The 18,375-nt window shown below is 45.5% G+C and carries 17 protein-coding genes; 13 read left to right on the forward strand and 4 right to left on the reverse strand.

What is annotated here, in order from left to right:
* Window positions 1–123: 123 nt before the first annotated feature.
* Complete coding sequence (locus tag G4D54_05360) at window positions 124–939, reverse strand: MerR family transcriptional regulator (GenBank protein ID QJA01890.1); 816 nt, start codon at window positions 937–939, stop codon at window positions 124–126.
* A gap of 86 nt (window positions 940–1,025) precedes the next feature.
* Here G4D54_05360 and G4D54_05365 point away from each other — a divergent pair, with 86 nt between their 5' ends.
* Together G4D54_05365 and G4D54_05370 are read left to right on the forward strand one after the other, a co-directional pair.
* Window positions 1,026–2,756 (forward strand): ABC transporter ATP-binding protein, encoded by a 1,731-nt coding sequence (locus tag G4D54_05365; protein QJA01891.1) that lies wholly within the window; start codon window positions 1,026–1,028, stop codon window positions 2,754–2,756.
* The gene (locus tag G4D54_05370) at window positions 2,749–4,530 is read left to right on the forward strand and encodes an ABC transporter ATP-binding protein (protein ID QJA01892.1); all 1,782 of its coding nucleotides are present in this window, start codon (window positions 2,749–2,751) and stop codon (window positions 4,528–4,530) included. Before G4D54_05365 ends, G4D54_05370 begins: the two co-directional genes overlap by 8 nt.
* Window positions 4,531–4,787: 257 nt before the next feature.
* On the opposite strand, the gene G4D54_05375 is transcribed toward G4D54_05370, so the two are convergent.
* A complete protein-coding gene (locus tag G4D54_05375) occupies window positions 4,788–5,081 on the reverse strand; it encodes a Tat (twin-arginine translocation) pathway signal sequence (GenBank protein QJA01893.1) in 294 nt (97 codons plus the stop codon).
* Between the two features lie 345 nt (window positions 5,082–5,426).
* On the opposite strand from G4D54_05375, the gene G4D54_05380 reads away from it, so the two are divergent.
* From G4D54_05380 to asnB, 9 genes are all read left to right on the forward strand, one after another.
* Window positions 5,427–5,789 carry a hypothetical protein gene (locus tag G4D54_05380; GenBank protein QJA01894.1) on the forward strand — a complete coding sequence of 121 codons (363 nt, stop codon included), beginning with the start codon at window positions 5,427–5,429 and terminating at the stop codon, window positions 5,787–5,789.
* A gap of 91 nt (window positions 5,790–5,880) precedes the next feature.
* Window positions 5,881–6,654 (forward strand): histidinol-phosphatase HisJ family protein, encoded by a 774-nt coding sequence (locus G4D54_05385; GenBank protein ID QJA05154.1) that lies wholly within the window; start codon window positions 5,881–5,883, stop codon window positions 6,652–6,654.
* Window positions 6,655–6,673: 19 nt separating this feature from the next.
* Window positions 6,674–7,237 (forward strand): histidine phosphatase family protein, encoded by a 564-nt coding sequence (locus G4D54_05390; protein ID QJA01895.1) that lies wholly within the window; start codon window positions 6,674–6,676, stop codon window positions 7,235–7,237.
* 403 nt (window positions 7,238–7,640) lie between these two features.
* Window positions 7,641–8,333 carry a hypothetical protein gene (locus G4D54_05395; protein QJA01896.1) on the forward strand — a complete coding sequence of 231 codons (693 nt, stop codon included), beginning with the start codon at window positions 7,641–7,643 and terminating at the stop codon, window positions 8,331–8,333.
* 11 nt (window positions 8,334–8,344) lie between these two features.
* The gene (locus G4D54_05400; GenBank protein ID QJA01897.1) at window positions 8,345–9,346 is read left to right on the forward strand and encodes a GGGtGRT protein; all 1,002 of its coding nucleotides are present in this window, start codon (window positions 8,345–8,347) and stop codon (window positions 9,344–9,346) included.
* Window positions 9,347–10,025: 679 nt separating this feature from the next.
* Entirely contained in the window at window positions 10,026–10,997 is a 972-nt protein-coding gene (locus G4D54_05405; protein ID QJA01898.1) for a rod shape-determining protein, read from the forward strand.
* A 320-nt stretch (window positions 10,998–11,317) separates the two neighbouring features.
* Entirely contained in the window at window positions 11,318–12,637 is a 1,320-nt protein-coding gene (amrA, locus tag G4D54_05410; protein ID QJA01899.1) for an AmmeMemoRadiSam system protein A, read from the forward strand.
* Window positions 12,621–13,445, forward strand: coding sequence for an AmmeMemoRadiSam system radical SAM enzyme (gene amrS / locus G4D54_05415; GenBank protein QJA01900.1), 825 nt, complete (start codon window positions 12,621–12,623; stop codon window positions 13,443–13,445). Before amrA ends, amrS begins: the two co-directional genes overlap by 17 nt.
* A 92-nt stretch (window positions 13,446–13,537) precedes the next feature.
* Window positions 13,538–15,373 carry an asparagine synthase (glutamine-hydrolyzing) gene (gene asnB / locus G4D54_05420; protein QJA01901.1) on the forward strand — a complete coding sequence of 612 codons (1,836 nt, stop codon included), beginning with the start codon at window positions 13,538–13,540 and terminating at the stop codon, window positions 15,371–15,373.
* A 284-nt stretch (window positions 15,374–15,657) separates the two neighbouring features.
* Here the strand turns inward: asnB and G4D54_05425 are convergent, their stop codons facing one another.
* Window positions 15,658–15,804 carry a hypothetical protein gene (locus tag G4D54_05425; GenBank protein ID QJA01902.1) on the reverse strand — a complete coding sequence of 49 codons (147 nt, stop codon included), beginning with the start codon at window positions 15,802–15,804 and terminating at the stop codon, window positions 15,658–15,660.
* A 99-nt stretch (window positions 15,805–15,903) separates the two neighbouring features.
* Entirely contained in the window at window positions 15,904–16,779 is an 876-nt protein-coding gene (locus G4D54_05430; GenBank protein ID QJA01903.1) for a DMT family transporter, read from the reverse strand.
* A gap of 104 nt (window positions 16,780–16,883) precedes the next feature.
* Here G4D54_05430 and G4D54_05435 point away from each other — a divergent pair, with 104 nt between their 5' ends.
* Window positions 16,884–17,519, forward strand: coding sequence for an ATP-binding cassette domain-containing protein (locus tag G4D54_05435; GenBank protein ID QJA01904.1), 636 nt, complete (start codon window positions 16,884–16,886; stop codon window positions 17,517–17,519).
* Window positions 17,512–18,291 carry an iron export ABC transporter permease subunit FetB gene (fetB, locus tag G4D54_05440; protein QJA01905.1) on the forward strand — a complete coding sequence of 260 codons (780 nt, stop codon included), beginning with the start codon at window positions 17,512–17,514 and terminating at the stop codon, window positions 18,289–18,291. Before G4D54_05435 ends, fetB begins: the two co-directional genes overlap by 8 nt.
* Window positions 18,292–18,375: the final 84 nt, after the last annotated feature.

The raw sequence follows: 18,375 nt of genomic DNA on the forward strand, positions 1-18,375 counted from the left end.
GGGGATAGCTTGCTTATGCTTAGGATATTGGTTCTATCGAACACACTCTGCGCACCCGAAGGGTGAGAAGCTCCCACTTCTATGCTAGTCATAGTATATGTGTTGAGAGTACGTCACCTGTTTCTAATCCACCAGATCCATACGAATATAGGTCACGTACCGAGTATGATCCTTTTGTGCGATATCGGCAATTAGATATTCCTCGTAGGCGTAGGGACCGATTATTAAATTGCATTGCTCAGCATACGCAAGCATCCGCTCGTAGGTATTCTGAATCGTATCATAGGAGCCCTTATGCCATGCACACAGATAGCTCCCTTCCTCACGAATATGCGTGTTCCGGCGGATATCCTTTTCAATCTTCATAAAAAGATAAGAGAAATTGAGATAATCCCTGTTACGTATATTATCTGTCTTGATCATACAGCCCACAGATTCCTGAACCAGTACATTATGTTCCTTACAGAAGCTGATATATTCCTCCATGAAGGAGGCAAAGCTGCGGCTGGAGGCATTCTCCAGATCATCGCTGCAAAGCAGTATCTCTCTGGGATATTGGCGTATGGTGATATCCTCATCCTCATGCGTTACCGCAAACAGCGTGCTTTCCTTCATATAGACCATCATTCGCTTCAGGGCAAGCAGCTTTTCAATCTCCCGGTCCACCTCCTCAAACTTATCCTCCAGCAGCTGCAGAAACACTGCAGGACTGCGCTGCTCCAGAAATACCTTGATATCCTTCAGCGGCATTCCCATTTTTTTCAGCTTGGTGATGACGGAAAAGGTATCGTACTGATGATAGGAATAATACCGGTAGCCGTTCTCGTTGACCATGACCGGCTGAAAGAGCCCGATCTCATCGTAATGAAACAATACATGCTTTTCCACCCCGCAGATTTTCGCAAACTGTCCTGCTGTCAGATATTTCTTTTCCTTCATATATACATTCTCCTCTTGACTGTAAGGTTACCTTATAGTTTATGATAGTATAGCTCACGAACGACGTCAAGAAAGGAAGGGATATTTTGAAACTTATTTTGCATTATCTGAAACGATATAAAAAACTATTCATTATCAATGTCATCTCCGTTTTCGGATTTGCATTGGTGGAACTTGGCATCCCGACCATAATCGCGGATATGATCGATGTCGGTGTTATGAATGCCGATACGGATTATATCATCCGCATGGGATTTGTCGTACTGCTGATCTCACTGATCGGCGTCAGTATGACAATTCTTCTCGGGTATTGCTGTGCAAAGATTTCCACGGCAATTACCAGAGATATCCGAAATGATATCTTTGATCATGCACAGCGCTTTACTGCGTATGAATTTAACAGGTTCGGGATTTCTTCCATGATTACCCGTACCAACAATGATGCTTTTCAGATTCAGATGTTTGTCAATGTGCTGCTTCGTACTGCATTGATGACGCCGATCATGTTCGTTGCAAGTATTATCATGACGGCCAGAGCATCACTGCCTTTGAGCGGTATCATTGTGGCAACCATCCCGTTGATTATCATCGGAGTCTTTGTGGTTGCGAAGATCAGTAAACCGATTTCCGAAAATCAGCAGGCATCCCTGGATAGTCTGAACCGGATTTCCCGTGAGAACTTAAGTGGAATCCGTGTGATTCGTGCATTTGACAACGACGCCTATGAACAGCAGCGCTTTGATGATACCAACGAGAAATTCACAGGCTATTCCAAAAAGCTGTTTAAGCTGATGATGATGACCTCGCCGATTTTCTTCCTGCTTATGAACGTAGCAGGCCTGTGCATTTACTGGGTGGCTGCTTTACTCATTCAGGGTGGCGATTTGCCGCTTGGTCAGCTGGTGGCCTTCATGGATTATCTGTTCCACGCCATGTTCTCCATTATGCTGTTTTGCACAGTCTTTATGATGTATCCGCGTGCAGAGGTCAGTGCCAAGCGTATTGAAGCAGTATTTGATACGGTACCGCTGGTGCACAATGACGGAAAACGCATGGATGGAAATCAGCAGGGAACGATCAGCTTCGAGCATGTGACCTTCGTCTATCCGGATGGGGAAGAGCCGGTGTTGAAGGATGTCAGCTTTTCTGCGAAAAAGGGTGAAACGATTGCCTTTATCGGAAGTACCGGGTCGGGAAAAAGTACACTGGTCAATCTGATACCGCGGTTTTACGATGTCAGCGAGGGAAGTATCCGGATCGACGGTGTGGATATCCGCGACTATGATTTATTTGAGCTGCGCTCCCGCTTAGGTGTGATACCGCAGAAAGCCTTTCTGTTCAATGGAACGATTGCGGACAATATCCGCTTTGGAAAACCGGACGCAACCATGGAAGAGGTTATACAGGCGGCAAAAACCGCGCAGGCATATGACTTCATCATGGAAAAGGAGCATGGCTTTGAGGAAGAAATCACCGAGGGAGCGACCAATGTTTCCGGTGGGCAGAAGCAGCGTCTTTCCATTGCCCGGGCGCTGGTGCGCAAGCCGGATATCTATGTGTTTGATGATTCCTTCTCCGCACTGGACTTCAGAACGGATGCAACACTGCGCAAAGAGCTGAAAAAAGAAACCGGTGATGCCATCGTCATGGTTGTTGCACAGCGCATTTCCAGCATTATGGAAGCAGACCGCATTGTTGTGTTAAATGAAGGAAACGTCATCGGTACCGGAACTCACCGGGAATTGCTGAAGAACTGTGAAATCTACAAGGAAATCGCATTGTCTCAGCTCAGTGAGGAGGAACTGGCACATGAATAAGAAGCTTTCATCACTCAAACGGATCGTATCCGGACTGAAACCATTCATTTCTCCATATAAATGGGAATTTGCGGGTGCTGTCCTTATGGTCATTATCAGTGTGGTTACCATGGTCAGTGCGCCAAGTGTGGAGGGTATGATTACCACACAGCTGGCAAGCGATTTGTCACTTGCCGAAAGTATTGGAAAGCTGCAGGTGAATTTCGATGAGATAACGAAGATCATGCTGATGCTGGCCTTCATTTATCTGGCGAAGACCCTGTCTCAGGTATTTGCCGTTATCTGGCTGACAAACGCGATTCAGCATGCGATGCAGGATTTAAGAAATGCGCTGCAAAGCAAGATCCGCCGCCTGCCGGTACGCTACTTTGACAGCCACCAGTTCGGTGATGTGCTGAGCAGAATCACCAACGATGTGGATGCGATAAGCAATGCCCTGCAGCAAAGCTTTGTCAATGTGGTTACTGGTGTTCTAACCATCATTCTGGCTCTGATCATGATGTTTCGCATCCATGTTCTCATGGCATGCATCGCCTTTTTGATCATTCCGTTATCCTTGTTGATTACCGTCTTTATCGTACGGCACTCCCAGAAGCGCTTCAAGGCGCAGCAGGATGCCCTCGGCGCATTGAATGGCGCTATCACGGAGCTGTATACCGGCTACAACGAGATTCTGATCTTCAATAAGCAGCAGGAATCTATTGAAAAATTCCGCAATCTGAATGAGAATCTTCGACAGAATGCATGTACCGCACAATTTGTATCCAGTACCATCGGACCATTGAATGCGCTGGTTACCTATCTGACTATCGGCGGTGTTGCGGTTGTTGGTACGATACAAATCATACATGGTAACCTGAGCGTTGGAAATCTGCAGGCCTTTGTCCGCTATATCTGGCAGGTCAATGATCCGTTATCTCAGATATCCTCCCTTTCCTCACAGATTCAGTCGGCCTTTGCGGCGATTGCGCGTGTTCTGGAAATTCTGGAGGAGGAAGAGGAGATTGCAGAGCTGAACCCGTCGAAGCATATTGAACAGGTAAAGGGAAATGTCACCTTCTCGCATGTTCGCTTCGGATATGGTGAGGAGCCGTTGATGAAGGACCTTAACGTGGAAGTGAAAAGCGGACAGATGGTCGCAATCGTCGGTCCTACCGGTGCCGGTAAAACGACACTGATCAACCTGCTGCTTCGTTTCTATGATGTCAACGGAGGAAGCATCTGCATCGACGGTGTGGATATCCGCGACATGAAGCGTGGGGAGCTGCGGGATATGTTCGGTATGGTATTGCAGGATACCTGGCTGTTCTCCGGAAGTATTTACGATAATATCCGCTACGGGCGTCTCGATGCCCGCAAGGATGAGATCATTCACGCAGCAAAGATGGCGAATGTTCATCACTTTATCCGTACCCTGCCGGACGGCTATCATTCCGTGATCAATGAAGAAGCCAACAATATTTCACAGGGAGAAAAACAGCTGCTTACGATTGCCCGTGCTATCTTAAAGGACCCGCAGATTTTGATTCTGGATGAGGCGACAAGCTCTGTCGACACCCGTTTGGAAAAAATGCTGCAGGAAGCGATGCACCGTGTAATGGAGGGAAGAACAAGCTTTGTCATTGCGCACCGTTTGTCCACCATACGCAGTGCCGATCTGATTCTGGTGATCAACGATGGAGATATCGTCGAACAGGGAACGCATGAGGAGCTGATGGAAAAACAGGGCTATTATGAAAAGCTCTACAATTCACAGTTTGCGGACAAAGAATAGGTGTGCAGCCATAGCTTGGGTAAATGAGGAAACAACAACGAATCAGCGCAGACGATAGTTACATGCTGCATTGCGTTCCTGTTCAAACTGAAAAAGGATAGGCAGGCTTTTCATAAAGTCTGCTTAAAAAGAAGCCTCCATACTATTGTAAACTGTCAATCGTATGAGAAGCTTCTTTTTCTATGCTTATATGTATGCTGTTCTTATATTCGTATATTCGCTGAAAAGCTCGATACTCGCTGTGATATTGTATAAGCTTACGCAAGATACTGCTTCAGCTTTTTTTGAAGCCTGCGGGCATGCTCTACCATTTCGTAATAATCCAGATTTCCCCTTATGAGCACCTGTTCATTCATAAGAATGTCCTCATAGCCTCGCAACAGGTGGATGCGAACGATTATATGAACCTGTTCATTGCCGTTGGCTATACTGTTTGTCATAGCATTGGCCACCGCATTTGCTACTGTGGCACCGGCTTTTTTCAATACCGGACGAATCAGCACCTCTGTGCGTTTCATAACATTTATGGAGTAATCTCTACCGCTTTGCATGAAATAGATTCTATTGCTTTGAACTCTGAAAAAAATCACTGGACTTCATAAGAAATCACCTCCCGGCATACAGCCTCTTCTATCTAATAACATAAAGCACAGGTAAAAGGCAGATGAGGAACAACGGATTTTTAAAATTCGTAAAAGTTTGTATAGTAAAAGGGTTTTGTCTTCTTGTAAGAATGCATAAAATACGGTATAGTAATGGAAGAAAGAATTATATTGACAGAAAACACAGGAGGTAGTGTACCATCACATAAACAATTATTTTTCATGAGGAACCTTTTTTGTATTTTCAACATATAATTGCATAAGCTATTAAAAAGATAATGGAGGAATCAATGAATGAGAATCAAGAATGACGATGTTCTGGCACATTTGCGCAGTTTTGGCTTTACTATGCAGGAAAATAATGCTCAGGGATTTATCCGCTGGCAGAAACGTATCGGAGATATGCTTGTCACCATTGCGAACGGACAGTTTGAAAATAAGATCCGGGTGTCCCTTTTACAGGACAGAAACGGTAATATCCGTACATCTTATAAGGATATACTCGCGTATACGGAGCTGATCTGTTCTTTGCAGGATGCAGGACTGACCGGGATGAGTCAGGATTGCACCTGTTATCAGGAGGAGGATGTCGTGGAACCGATGGATAATCCGCTCATTTCCTTTCCACGCAAACCGGAAGGCTTTATGGCACAGTAATCACGGCTGCAGGGGGAATCAGTTGCAATCACGCTTTTCTGCAAGTATAATGTAGGAAATAAAAAGGGGTGATATCGTGATTGACGGACATATGCATCTGGAGAATGGTCCGCTTACTGTGGAGTATGCGATGAAATATGTGGAAGCCGGTGTAAAGGCAGGTATGGATACCATACAGATTCTGGATCATACCCATCGGTTTCTGGAGTTTAAGCCGATGTATGACAATCTGAAGCAGGCTTCTGTTTACCAGAAGGACTGGTTTGAAAAGAAAAAGCTGGAGCCGCTGCAGAGCTATTTTAACCTGATTGAGGAAATGAAGAAAATGGAGCTTCCGATTGCGGTTCGTTTTGGTCTTGAGGTATGCTATGCACCACAGGATAAAGCATTTCTTCGTGATTTGCTGGCAGGCTATCCTTATGATTTTCTGATTGGAAGCATTCATTCCATTGACGGACTGCTGTATGATATGAATGGATTTTCCCGGGAAATATTATGGGATAAATATGATACCAATGCCATTTACAGGCGGTATTATGAAATTATGGAGGATATGATCGAGAGTGATTTGTTTACACAGATCGGGCATCCTGACCAGCTGAAGATTTTTCATTATGAACCGGATTATGATCTGAAGCCAACCTATGAAAGACTGGCAGTGCTGGCTAAGGAGCATGATGTATATATGGAAACCAATACCGGCTGTCATTACCGTTACCTGCATGAGGATGTCGGTACCAATCAGGTGTTTCTGGATATCCTGAAGGCACACGGTGTTAACATTATGACGGCAAGTGATGCGCATCAGCCGCAGCATGTGGGAATGCATATTGCAGAAATAAGCAGGCAGCTGGGGCTGGACTAGCGGAAAGGACAATAGGGAAATGGGTTTATATTTTGTAAGACACGGGCAGACGGACTGGAATGTAAGGGGAAAGCTGCAGGGGAAGAGTGATATTGCATTGAATGAGACCGGACGCCTGCAGGCTGTGGAAACAAGAGAAAAGCTGAAGCAGGTAGCCATGGATGCCATTTATTGTTCACCGCTGATGCGTGCGAGAGAAACGGCTGAAATTATCAATGTGCTGTGGGAGCTCCCCATACAGTGCGATGACCGCCTGATGGAGAGAAGCTTCGGTGATATGGAAGGTGCATTGCGAAAGGATGTTCCCTTCGATGACCTGTGGGCATTTTCTTCCGCATCCATGTTTGCGGGCGGTGAGGATACCGCACATTTCTATGAACGGGTAGAGAGCTTTTTAAAGGAGATTCTCCCGTATGCGCAGGAAAAGGAAATTCTGATTGTAGCACATGGCGGAGTCAGTATTCCCTATCAGTGCTTCTTCGAGGGCTATGCGTGTGTGGAAAATCTGAGTGATCTCATCATCGCAAATTGTGAAGTCAGGCACTATGCCGCAAAGCAAATACAGGAGTTGGTAAAGGGATAAGCATCCCTTTTTTTTGATCTCGATAACGAGGCGGCTGTATGCAAGCAGTCTATGCAGGGGAAATCAAGCATGCAGGTAGGAATATTATACGATACCGCAAAAGGAGTCCTCGTATTTTATATCTGCATCCTCATTTGTCATGTCTGTGGACAGTCAATTTTCTTGCTTGTTTACGGGCTAAAAACGATGGTAAGCATTGACATAGTCATGGAAAAGAATTACAATAAAATGGTGGGTAACGATTTCTTGTGAAATATTGCACGAATAAGAAAACCGTACATATCCGCACTTGCAAATGTTGTTTGATAGAGGAGATGACATTGCAGAAGCAGCTACAGCTTTCCTGAAGGGGAAGGTGGCATAAAGGTAAATCTATCATGGATTATGAGAAAGGAGAAATGACATGATTTATTCAAAAGAAGTTGAAAACATGTGCACTGTAAAGTGTGGTGCGAGCCATGGATGTGCACCTATTCCTGAAGAAGGAAAATGGGTTTATTCAAGAGAAATCAAAGACATCTCTGGTTTGACACACGGTATTGGCTGGTGTGCTCCTCAGCAGGGTGCCTGCAAACTGACATTAAATGTAAAAGAAGGTATTATTGAGGAAGCACTGATTGAAACAATCGGATGCTCCGGTATGACTCACTCTGCTGCTATGGCGAGTGAAGCAATTGTTGGAAAGACACTGCTGGAAGCTGTTAATACAGACCTTGTTTGTGACGCAATCAACACTGCTATGCGTGAATTGTTCTTACAGATCGTCTATGGACGTACACAGTCTGCATTCTCTGAAAACGGACTTCCTGTAGGAGCTGGTCTGGAAGACTTAGGTAAGGGAACCCGTTCTCAGGTTGGTACTGTTTACTCTACCAAGGTTAAGGGACCTCGTTACCTGGATCTTGCAGAAGGATATATTCTGAAAATGGGTCTTGACGAAAATGGGGAAATCATCGGTTACGAATATGTAAACATGGGTGTCTTCATGGATGCTGTCAAGAAGGGTGTAAACGCTGAAGAAGCTTTAAACAACGCTAAGAAAACATACGGTCGTTACGCAGATGCTGTTAAGTACATCGACCCGCGACACGAATAGGAGGAAAAATCATGGCATTATTTGAAAGTTACGAAAGACGTATTGATACGATCAATAAAGTTTTAAACTCATATGGTATTTCTTCTATCGAAGAAGCAAAAAAACTGTGTGACGATTTAGGTGTAGATGTATACAACATCGTGAAGGAAATCCAGCCAATCTGTTTTGAGAATGCTTGCTGGGCTTACATCGCTGGTGCTGCAATCGCAATCAAAAAAGGCGACAAGAGCGCATATGAAGTAGCAAAATCACTGGGTGAAGGTCTGCAGAGCTTCTGTATTCCTGGATCCGTTGCAGATGACCGCAAGGTTGGTATCGGGCACGGTAACCTGGCTGCTATGCTGCTGAGCGATGAAACAAAATGTTTTGCATTCCTTGCAGGACACGAAAGCTTTGCTGCTGCTGAGGGTGCTATCGGTATTGCACGTAATGCAAACAAGGCTCGTAAAGAACCGCTGCGTGTTATCCTGAACGGTTTGGGAAAGGATGCTGCAAAGATCATTTCCCGTATCAACGGATTTACCTATGTAGAAACTCAGTTTGACTACTTCACAGGAGAACTGAAAGAGCTGTCCAGAACGGCTTATTCTCAGGGAGAAAGAGCTGCTGTAAACTGCTATGGTGTGGACGATGTTCGTGAAGGTGTTGCAGTTATGCATCACGAGGGTGTTGATGTTTCCATCACTGGTAACTCTACGAACCCTACACGTTTCCAGCACCCGGTTGCAGGTACATACAAGAAAGAATGTATCGAACAGGGCAAGAAATACTTCTCTGTAGCTAGTGGTGGTGGTACCGGACGTACTCTGCATCCGGATAACATGGCTGCTGGTCCTGCTTCCTATGGTATGACAGACACAATGGGACGTATGCACTCTGATGCACAGTTTGCCGGATCCTCTTCTGTTCCTGCTCACGTAGAAATGATGGGTCTGATCGGTATGGGCAACAACCCTATGGTTGGTGCCAGTGTAGCTGTAGCTGTAGCTGTTTCTGAAGCAATGAACAAATAAATAAACAAGAAAGCCTTTGAAAAAGGGCTTTTTTTCATTTGTGGGACAATGGCAGTACCTACAGCATTCCTACATTATTCATACATCTGTATTTCTGCTTAGGCAACAGGAGCGAACGCTATTTTCAATGGTTCCTGCTTTCTAATCACCTCCTGAATACAGGGTCCATAAGAGAGAAGCACAGACTTAAAATGATGAAGCTGTCTTTTTAATCTGGACTACGAAATTATCCATTTCCTTCGCCAAACTTTCCTGGCTTAAGGCTTGTCTGCGGTAACCTGCTGCATACGGATTGATACCATTTGTGAGCAGGCGGTAACCGTGGCTGACAGTTACCGTAAACTATATGCAGGATGTCCTTCAGCTGACTTCGCAATACGGTGTATTGCAGTATCCAAAAGCCGGTTTTCTGATATCTGTAATTTTATCGGTATTCTATGATGTTTCATTGGCTGCGCTGGTTTCTGCTTCCAATTTTTCTTCCTGTTCATAAGACTGTATTGGTTTGCACGAGCGGTTTTTGGGCATACTGAGACACATAGAAGGGGTTTTTATCTATGGCTAAGTTTGTAAAAGTAAAAATTTATCAAAAAGATTCTTGTTTCTTTGCTTTTACTGGTAAGAAATGGTATATTATTATTGGAAATTCGACAATGCAGGATATGAAAGAAGGTTAAACATGGCAAGAAAAATTGGAATTGACTTGGGAACAACAAATTTACTCATTTGTGTAGATAACAAAGGAATCCTGGTGGATGAACCTTCCATCATTACAGTAGATGCTACAACTAAGAAATGTATAGCGGCAGGTCTTGATGCGAGAGATATGCTGGGACGTACACCGAAAAACATGATATGTATCCGTCCGTTAAAGGACGGTGTGGTTGCTGACTTTGAGGCAACTGACATGATGCTGAACTATTTTCTAAAGAAATGCGACCTAAAGGGCATGTTTAAAAAGAACGTGATTTTAATATGTCATCCGACAAAAATCACTTCTGTTGAAAAAAATGCAATCCGGGACTGTGCATACCGTGCCGGAGCAAAAAAGGTATATCTGGAAGAGGAACCTAAAATAGCAGCACTCGGTGCAGGACTGGATATCGGTAAGGCAAGTGGAAATATGGTGCTGGATATCGGGGGAGGTACGAGCGATATTGCAGTGCTTTCTCTTGGGGATATCGTATGCTCTACCTCAATCAAAACTGCAGGAAATAAGATTACACAGGATATTCTGGAAAATGTACGCATTCAGAAGAAAATGTATATCGGTGAACAGACGGCGGATGAAATCAAACGCCGTATTGCGAATGCGCTGGTTGTTAAAGAACCGGAAACCATTACCATTTCAGGACGTGATGTGGAAACCGGGCTGCCACATTCCATTGACATCAACAGCAATGAGGTGGAAAGCTACATAAGAAGCAGCTTACAGGAAATCGTTCATGCCACGAAGACGATTCTGGAGGTGACACCACCGGAGCTGGCAGCGGATATTGTTCAGCATGGGCTTGTCCTTACCGGAGGCGGTGCATTATTGAAAAATCTGGATCAGCTGATGCGCAATGAGCTTCAAATTCCTGTATATGTTGCTGAAAATGCATTGAAATGCGTTGTAGACGGCTGTACCATTATGCTTCAGAATTTATAATTGCATATCCTATAAGAACCGCGGGCTGCGGTTCTTTTTAGTTTTCTATTCAACTGCTGAAAAAAAGGAAGAAAGCAGTTGTTGCGGATGCCTGTATAAAGAGGGAACTCTGGATATGCAACGGGCTTTATAAATATATAAGTGCTGTCTTTCTGATGTTCGTTATACTATGCAAATTCCCTTTCATACCGTGATTTCAGGCTTTATTCTAAATTCACGGTGAACACTAGCCCTGCACATTGAAATGAACGCTTCTTTTGACGGCGAAGGTTTAAAAATTGAAGGAGAATGTGTATAATGGAGATAAAGGAAGTGATACGATGTTAAGTAAAGCATATATCGTTCCGCACCCTCCGATTATCCTTTCGGAAATCGGCAGGGGGCAGGAGCGGGTTATTCAGAATACAGTGAATGCCTATCGCATGATTGCCCATGATATAGCGTCTGCAAAGCCGCAGACAATCGTTGTGTTTTCTCCGCATGCCCCAAGCTATCGGGACTATATTCAGATATCCGATGGCGCACAGGCGTTTGGCAGCTTTGAGGCCTTCGGTGTGAAGGATGTGGATATGAAGGTGTTGTACGATGAAGATTTTGTCGATATGCTCTGTCATGCGGCAGCTTCCCAGGGACTGCCGGCCGGTACGCTGGGAGAGCAGAGTCAGACACTGGATCATGGAACCATGGTGCCGCTGCATTTTATTTTACAGGAATACACTGATTTTCGGCTTGTGCGTATTTCAGTCAGCGGACTGGATCGTGATACACAGGTGGCCTTTGGAAACTGTCTGCGCAGAGTTATTGATGAATCACAGCGCAATGTTGCAGTAATTGCCAGCGGAGATCTATCTCATAAGCTGAAGGAGGACGGACCGTATGGATTTCATCCGATGGGGCCTGTATTTGATGAACAGATCGTAGATATTATTAAAAGCAATGATTATGCACGCTTGCTGACTATGGATGAGCAAATCATCGAAGAGAGTGCAAACTGCGGCTATCCTGCATTTGTGATGCTGCATGGTGTGCTGCAGGCATATCCCATTGATTCTCAATTTTTATCCTATGAGGGACCGTTCGGTGTGGGTTACGCAACGGCAATCATCAGCGTATTGAAAAAGGATCCGTATGTCGCACTTGCCCGGGAATCACTGGAGGTATACATTCGTTCACGTACAGAGCTGCCGTTACGGAAATCTCTGCCCAAAGACCTGCTTACCTGCCGGGGCGGCGTCTTTGTCTCTCTGAAAAAATTCGGTGAGCTGCGCGGGTGCGTCGGTACCATTGCACCGGTACAGGAAAATCTGGCACAGGAGATCATTTCCAATGCGATATCCGCAGGTACCAGAGATCCTAGGTTTCTTCCGGTTGAGGAAAAGGAGCTGCCCTATCTGGAATACAGTGTGGATGTATTGAAGGAGGCTGAGCAGATTGACAGTCTGGAGCAGCTGGATGTCAGGCGATATGGAGTAATAGTCAGTGACGAGCATCGCCGGGGCTTACTGCTCCCTGATCTGGAGGGTGTGGATACACCGCTTCAGCAAATCAGTATTGCATTAAACAAGGCCGGTATGGATCCGGATGAACCGTTTTTGCTGGAACGCTTTGAGGTTGTCCGTCACCATGAGTGCCGTATGTGAGCTTTGTCCGCATAGGTGCCTTATACCGGAGGGAAAACGTGGATTCTGCGGTGTAAGAACATGCAGAAACGGCCGTATTGTTTCCACTGCCTACGGGAAGATATCATCCATGGCTCTTGACCCGATTGAGAAGAAACCGCTTCGCCGTTTCCATCCGGGCTCACAGATTATGTCAATTGGCAGCATGGGCTGTAATATGCGTTGTCCGTTCTGTCAGAATTATGAGATTTCAATGCAGGAGGACGCTGCATTTTGTGTTCGACTACAGCCGCAAAAGCTTGTGGACATCGCCTTGCAGCAGAAGCAGAGGGGCAATATCGGTATCGCTTATACGTATAATGAGCCTTTGATCAACTTTGAATTTGTTCTTGCCTGCTGCAAGCTGGCACGGCAGCACGGGCTGAAAAACGTCATTGTTACAAATGGCTATATACAGGAGCAGAAGCTGCTTGAGCTGCTCCCCTATGTCGATGCAATGAATATCGATGTGAAGGCCTTCGATGAGGAGGGCTATCGCAGACTGCAGGGAGATTTTACAGCCGTACGCCGCAGTGTGGAGCTGGCTGTTCAGCATACACATGTTGAAATCACCTCCCTTATGGTGCCGGGACTGCATGATGATGTAGATCGAATCGAGGAGGAAGCGGCATGGCTTGCTTCTTTGCATCCGGATATACCGCTCCATTTAACAAGGTTTTTTCCCATGTATCACATGTACGGGGAGCAGCCTACAGCAAAGCAGCTGATCCTGGAGGCGGTGAAAGCAGCATCCGGATGGCTGCGATATGTCTATGCTGGAAATATATGACAGGAAACAAACATGAAAACATGCATATACTACTATGGAACAAGGGTGTTCTTCTGTAACGGGGAGGACCCCTTTTTTAAGGAGGACGGGTTATGTGTGGTATTGCAGGAATCGTAGACGGGGAACACCGGATGAAGTATCGAAATCAGCAGGCGGTGGAAGACATGCTGGATACGATGAAACGACGAGGACCTGATCAGCAGAATATATATACGGATGAGGCGGTTACTCTGCTGCATGCACGACTGAGTGTTATGGACTTGCAGCATGGAAAACAGCCTATGCAGCTGAAAAGCGACCCCCGCTACGTAATGGTTTATAACGGGGAGCTGTATAATACGGAGGAGCTGCGCAGAGAATTGCAGAAAAAAGGATATGCATTTCAGGAAACCAGCGATACGGAGGTGCTGTTACAGGCCTTTATAGAGTGGAAGGAAACCGTGGTGGAAAGGCTGAACGGCATCTTCGCCTTTGCCGTATGGGATAAAAAAGCACACAGATTGTTTATGGCAAGAGATCGTATGGGAGTAAAGCCGCTGTTTTATACGCTGCAGGAAGGGGCGATGCTGTTTGCTTCGGAAATGAAGGCACTGCTGGCGCATCCGCAAATCCCTGCGATTCTGCATGCGGACGGCATTGCGGAAATCATGCTGCTGGGTCCGGGCAGAACACCGGGCTATGGAGTATTTCATAATATACGGGAGCTTAAGCCGGGACAGTATGCATGGTATGACCACAAGGGGATGCGGCTGACAACCTATTTCCACTTACAGGATAGAGAGCATCCGAATGATTTTGCGACTACGGTACAGACGGTGCATGATCTAGTGACAGATTCCATACGGCGGCAGCTGATCGCCGATGTGGATGTCGCAACGTTTCTCTCAGGGGGGCTGGATTCCAGTATCATATCTGCAGTGGCAGCTAGGGAATTCAAAAAGCAGGGAAAAACACTGCACACCTTTTCGGTAAACTATGAGGATAATGAGAAATACTTCCACTCAACAAAATTTCAGCCCAATTCCGATCAGCATTATATTGAGGTTATGCAGAACTTTCTGCAAAGTGATCACCACAATATTGTCCTGAAAACAGAGGATTTGGTTGACGCATTGTATACGGCAGTGGATGCCAGAGATTTACCCGGTATGGCAGATGTGGACAGCTCCTTACTGCTGTTCTGTAAGGAAATACGCAAATACTGTACGGTCGCCTTGTCCGGAGAGTGTGCGGATGAGATATTCGGCGGTTATCCGTGGTACCGCGATCCGAAGATTCGCGCCACCTATGGCTTTCCATGGGCACAATCCACAAAATACCGCATGGGCTTTCTGAATGAGGAGCTTGCGGAGCAAATCAACGCAGTCACCTATGTCGATCAGCGCTATCAGGAGACACTGAAGCAAAGTGACATCCTGTGCAATCGCACAAAGGAAGAAAGGCGCCTTCGTGAAATGGTGAATCTGAACATGAAATGGTTCATGCAGACGCTGCTGGATCGCAAAGACCGTATGTCCATGTACAATTCTCTGGAGGTGCGGGTTCCTTTTTGCGATATGCGCATTGCGGAATATCTGTATAGCGTTCCATGGGAATTCAAAGATTATCAGGGCTATGAAAAGGGATTACTGCGGGAAGCGGTCAAGGGTCTGCTTCCGGATGAGGTGCTCTGGCGGAAAAAAAGCCCATATCCGAAGACCTGGCATCCGAAATACCGTGCGCTTGTCAGCAGACAGATGGAGGAGCTGCTTGCACAGGGCAATGAGCCCCTGCTGCAAATTGTAAAAAAGGAAAAGCTGCAGGAGCTGCTACGTGAGGATCGCTCGATTCCATGGTATGGACAGCTTATGAATACACCGCAGACGATTGCATATCTGCTGCAGGTGAATTACTGGCTGAAAAAGTATCACGTTCAGATTCAGGTTTAGAAGCTGTAAACGCATAATGGATGAAAAAGCAGTGAGGAAGGAGATATGGTTCTTTCTCGCTTGTGGGTAAACTTAACATAGGAAGACTTCAGTACTATTGTAGTTACAATAGAAGTTGAAGTCTTCCTTTTGCAAACACCCTAAAGTAAGAAAGAACCGGAAATATCCAATCACTGCTTTTTTGCAGGCATGTACGAGCCGGAAGTGCAGTATACTGTGTGTTTTCCAAGCAGTATAAAAAACGCATTCACATATGGAGAATGCGCTGTGATTGTTAAAGTAATTTATTTGTGTGAGCGTATCTGATGTATGATCAGATATACAAAAGCAACTGCACACAGGGCGATAAGTATATACGAAATGATTTCACTTCGCTGCGACGTGTATTTACCGCCGATTTCTGCTATACTGGCAAGGTTTAATGGTTCCATGGGACTCCTTCATAAATAAGCTGTTTTCTGTTTTCATTATATCATAGTTTTTACCGATTCCCATATCATCATGCAAAATCGGGTAAATTTTAAGAAAACTTAAGAAGAAGCCGCTGTATGCTGATCCCTGCTCATGATAATCAGCGCTGTAAAGATAATGCAGCATCCTATGATCTTTGCCGGTGTCAGGGCTTCCTTTAGAAACAGGGCACCGCAGACAACTGAGGTAACCGGTTCAAACAGACAAAACAGTGACGCTGTACTGGAGCCAAGGTATTGAATCCCCTTCTGCAGCAAAACCACAGCAAGAAAGCTGGACACCAGCGATAGCAGAAGAATCAGCCCGTATGCATTCCATGGCAGAATAAATTGTATGGAGGAAAACAGCAAATGATACACAAGTGTTTCAAGCAAGATAAAGATGGCAAGATAAAAGGATATTTTATAGGCATTCTGATGAGAAAGCCGTGTTTTCTCCAGCTGAACCATGTAAAAGGCGTAGGTAAGTCCCGAGCCTGCTGCCAATAACAGACCCAGCATGCTGCCGGAATTGCTCAGATCTAAAAAGCAAAGTGCTCCCAGCAGTGCAAGAGAGAGTGCCGTAAGCTTACGCCTGCTGAGTATTTCGTGATATACAGCAAAGCAGAGCAGCGAAACAAATACCGGATATAGAAAATGCAGTGTTGTCGCACACCCGACATCAATATAGGAATAGGAGGTAAACAGCAGAATGGTTGTCAGTCCGCTTCCAAAGATGGCAATGATACCGGTATTGCGCAGATCGTGTGCAGAAATGGAAAAGGAGATGTGCCTGCCCTTCATGATCACCGCAAGCATGGGAATAACAAATAGAGACCGGTAAAATACCACGGTCATGGAGTTGGCACCGTATCCGTAAACCGCTCTTGTGATCAGCGGTGTGATGCCGAATAAAACAGCAGATAAGACTGTATATAGAATACCTTTTGTATGCATTGTATCACCCTCACGTCATCCTATTATATATCATATGGTATATGTGTGGAAGTATTTTTCAACTTATGGTATTCTAAAAATGTAAAGAAAGGATACGGGAAATTATGTTTGAACTGAAAAATGTTACATTTAAGCATATTCTTCATATACAGCATGTATGTCTGGACCGCTGTGTTACCTGCATCATTGGCCCCAGTGGCAGTGGAAAAACCACGATGCTGCGTCTGTTGAATCGTTTGAATGAGGCTGAACAGGGAACGATTTTGTACAATGGGGAGGATATTCAGAAACTGAATCCGATGGAGCTGCGAAGACGGGTCGTCATGCTGGGGCAGACACCGGTGATCTATCCGGGAGATATCGAGGATAATCTTCAAATCGGATTACGACTGAGCGGCCGGCTTCCTGCCACGAAGCAAAAGCTGAAGGAATACCTGGAAAAAGTGGATTTGCATAAGGAGCTGCAGGAGAGCTGTGAACGTCTGTCAGGGGGAGAAAAACAGCGGCTCTGCCTGGCACGGGTGATGCTGATGGATGCAGAGGTCTATCTGGTGGATGAGCCAAGCTCGGCTCTGGATAAGGAAACGGAGAGCTTTGTCATTGAGAATCTTGTACACTTTGTGACAGAACGAAAGCGGCAGCTGATCATGGTTACGCATTCCGCAGAGGTATCGGCAAAGTATCCGAAGAGTCTTTTGCGTATAGAAAACGGTGATACGAGGGGGTATGTGTATGAATGATTCCGTTATGGATCTTTCCATTGTTAATCTGGCCATCGCCTATATCTTTGTGTTGCTTTTGCTTATCATCTTTCGTGCAAGAGGTATTCGCAGGGAGAATATGATTCTGATTGCTACTACGCGAATGACGGTACAGCTGACGATTATGGGGTATATACTGCTCTATGTATTTAAAAATCCAAGCTGGTGGCTTACACTTCTCATGCTGCTGATCATGCTTGGCTTTGCCATCTACAATGCCGCAAAAAGAGTCCGCTATGATATGAGCGATGATTTAAAGCGGCTGATGGGCGTTTCTATGACGATCGGCTATCTCTGTACGGCAGTTGTCTTTATGCTGCTGGTACTGCAGGTTCGCCCCTGGTTCAATCCGCAGTATTTTATACCGATTTCCGGTATGATTATCGGCAATTCCATGACCGGTATTGCGCTGGGGGCAAACCGTCTTTGTGCAAATATGCAGGATCACCGGGAGAAGATTGAAAATTCACTCATGCTGGGAGCATCTCCAAAGCTTGCTGCTCATGAGGAAGTAAATGATGCCTTTGACAGCGCCATTCTGCCAACCATGAACAATATGATGACAATGGGGATCGTATCACTTCCCGGTATGATGACGGGTCAGATGCTGTCCGGAACCTTCCCCTTGACGGCGATCAAGTATCAGATTGGTATTATGCTTGCAATCCTGGGCTGTACGGCTGTTACTGTTGTTGTCTTTGTGACTCTGGGATATAAGACGTTTTTTACTCGTCATGCTTCTTTAAAATAATATTCATTCCTTGCAGTATCCTTATACAGGGCATTCCGTGGAAAGCGAAAGATGATGTGTTTGCCGTATACTCTAGGTGGAGGT

The sequence above is a fragment of the [Clostridium] innocuum genome (assembly GCA_012317185.1).
GTDB lineage: Bacteria > Bacillota_I > Bacilli_A > Erysipelotrichales > Erysipelotrichaceae > Clostridium_AQ > Clostridium_AQ innocuum.

Excerpts from the sequence above, each read along its gene's own strand:
- G4D54_05385 (QJA05154.1), top strand. The coding sequence starts at position 5,881 with ATGCATCTGGAGAATGGTCCGCTTACTGTGGAGTATGCGATGAAATAT.
- fetB (QJA01905.1), top strand. The coding sequence starts at position 17,512 with ATGAATGATTCCGTTATGGATCTTTCCATTGTTAATCTGGCCATCGCC.
- G4D54_05380 (QJA01894.1), top strand. The coding sequence starts at position 5,427 with ATGAGAATCAAGAATGACGATGTTCTGGCACATTTGCGCAGTTTTGGC.
- G4D54_05405 (QJA01898.1), top strand. The coding sequence starts at position 10,026 with ATGGCAAGAAAAATTGGAATTGACTTGGGAACAACAAATTTACTCATT.
- G4D54_05370 (QJA01892.1), top strand. The coding sequence starts at position 2,749 with ATGAATAAGAAGCTTTCATCACTCAAACGGATCGTATCCGGACTGAAA.
- G4D54_05375 (QJA01893.1), bottom strand. The coding sequence starts at position 5,081 with ATGCAAAGCGGTAGAGATTACTCCATAAATGTTATGAAACGCACAGAG.
- G4D54_05400 (QJA01897.1), top strand. The coding sequence starts at position 8,345 with ATGGCATTATTTGAAAGTTACGAAAGACGTATTGATACGATCAATAAA.
- G4D54_05395 (QJA01896.1), top strand. The coding sequence starts at position 7,641 with ATGATTTATTCAAAAGAAGTTGAAAACATGTGCACTGTAAAGTGTGGT.
- G4D54_05360 (QJA01890.1), bottom strand. The coding sequence starts at position 939 with ATGAAGGAAAAGAAATATCTGACAGCAGGACAGTTTGCGAAAATCTGC.
- G4D54_05425 (QJA01902.1), bottom strand. The coding sequence starts at position 15,804 with ATGGAACCATTAAACCTTGCCAGTATAGCAGAAATCGGCGGTAAATAC.
- amrA (QJA01899.1), top strand. The coding sequence starts at position 11,318 with ATGTTAAGTAAAGCATATATCGTTCCGCACCCTCCGATTATCCTTTCG.
- G4D54_05390 (QJA01895.1), top strand. The coding sequence starts at position 6,674 with ATGGGTTTATATTTTGTAAGACACGGGCAGACGGACTGGAATGTAAGG.
- G4D54_05435 (QJA01904.1), top strand. The coding sequence starts at position 16,884 with ATGTTTGAACTGAAAAATGTTACATTTAAGCATATTCTTCATATACAG.
- amrS (QJA01900.1), top strand. The coding sequence starts at position 12,621 with ATGAGTGCCGTATGTGAGCTTTGTCCGCATAGGTGCCTTATACCGGAG.
- asnB (QJA01901.1), top strand. The coding sequence starts at position 13,538 with ATGTGTGGTATTGCAGGAATCGTAGACGGGGAACACCGGATGAAGTAT.
- G4D54_05430 (QJA01903.1), bottom strand. The coding sequence starts at position 16,779 with ATGCATACAAAAGGTATTCTATATACAGTCTTATCTGCTGTTTTATTC.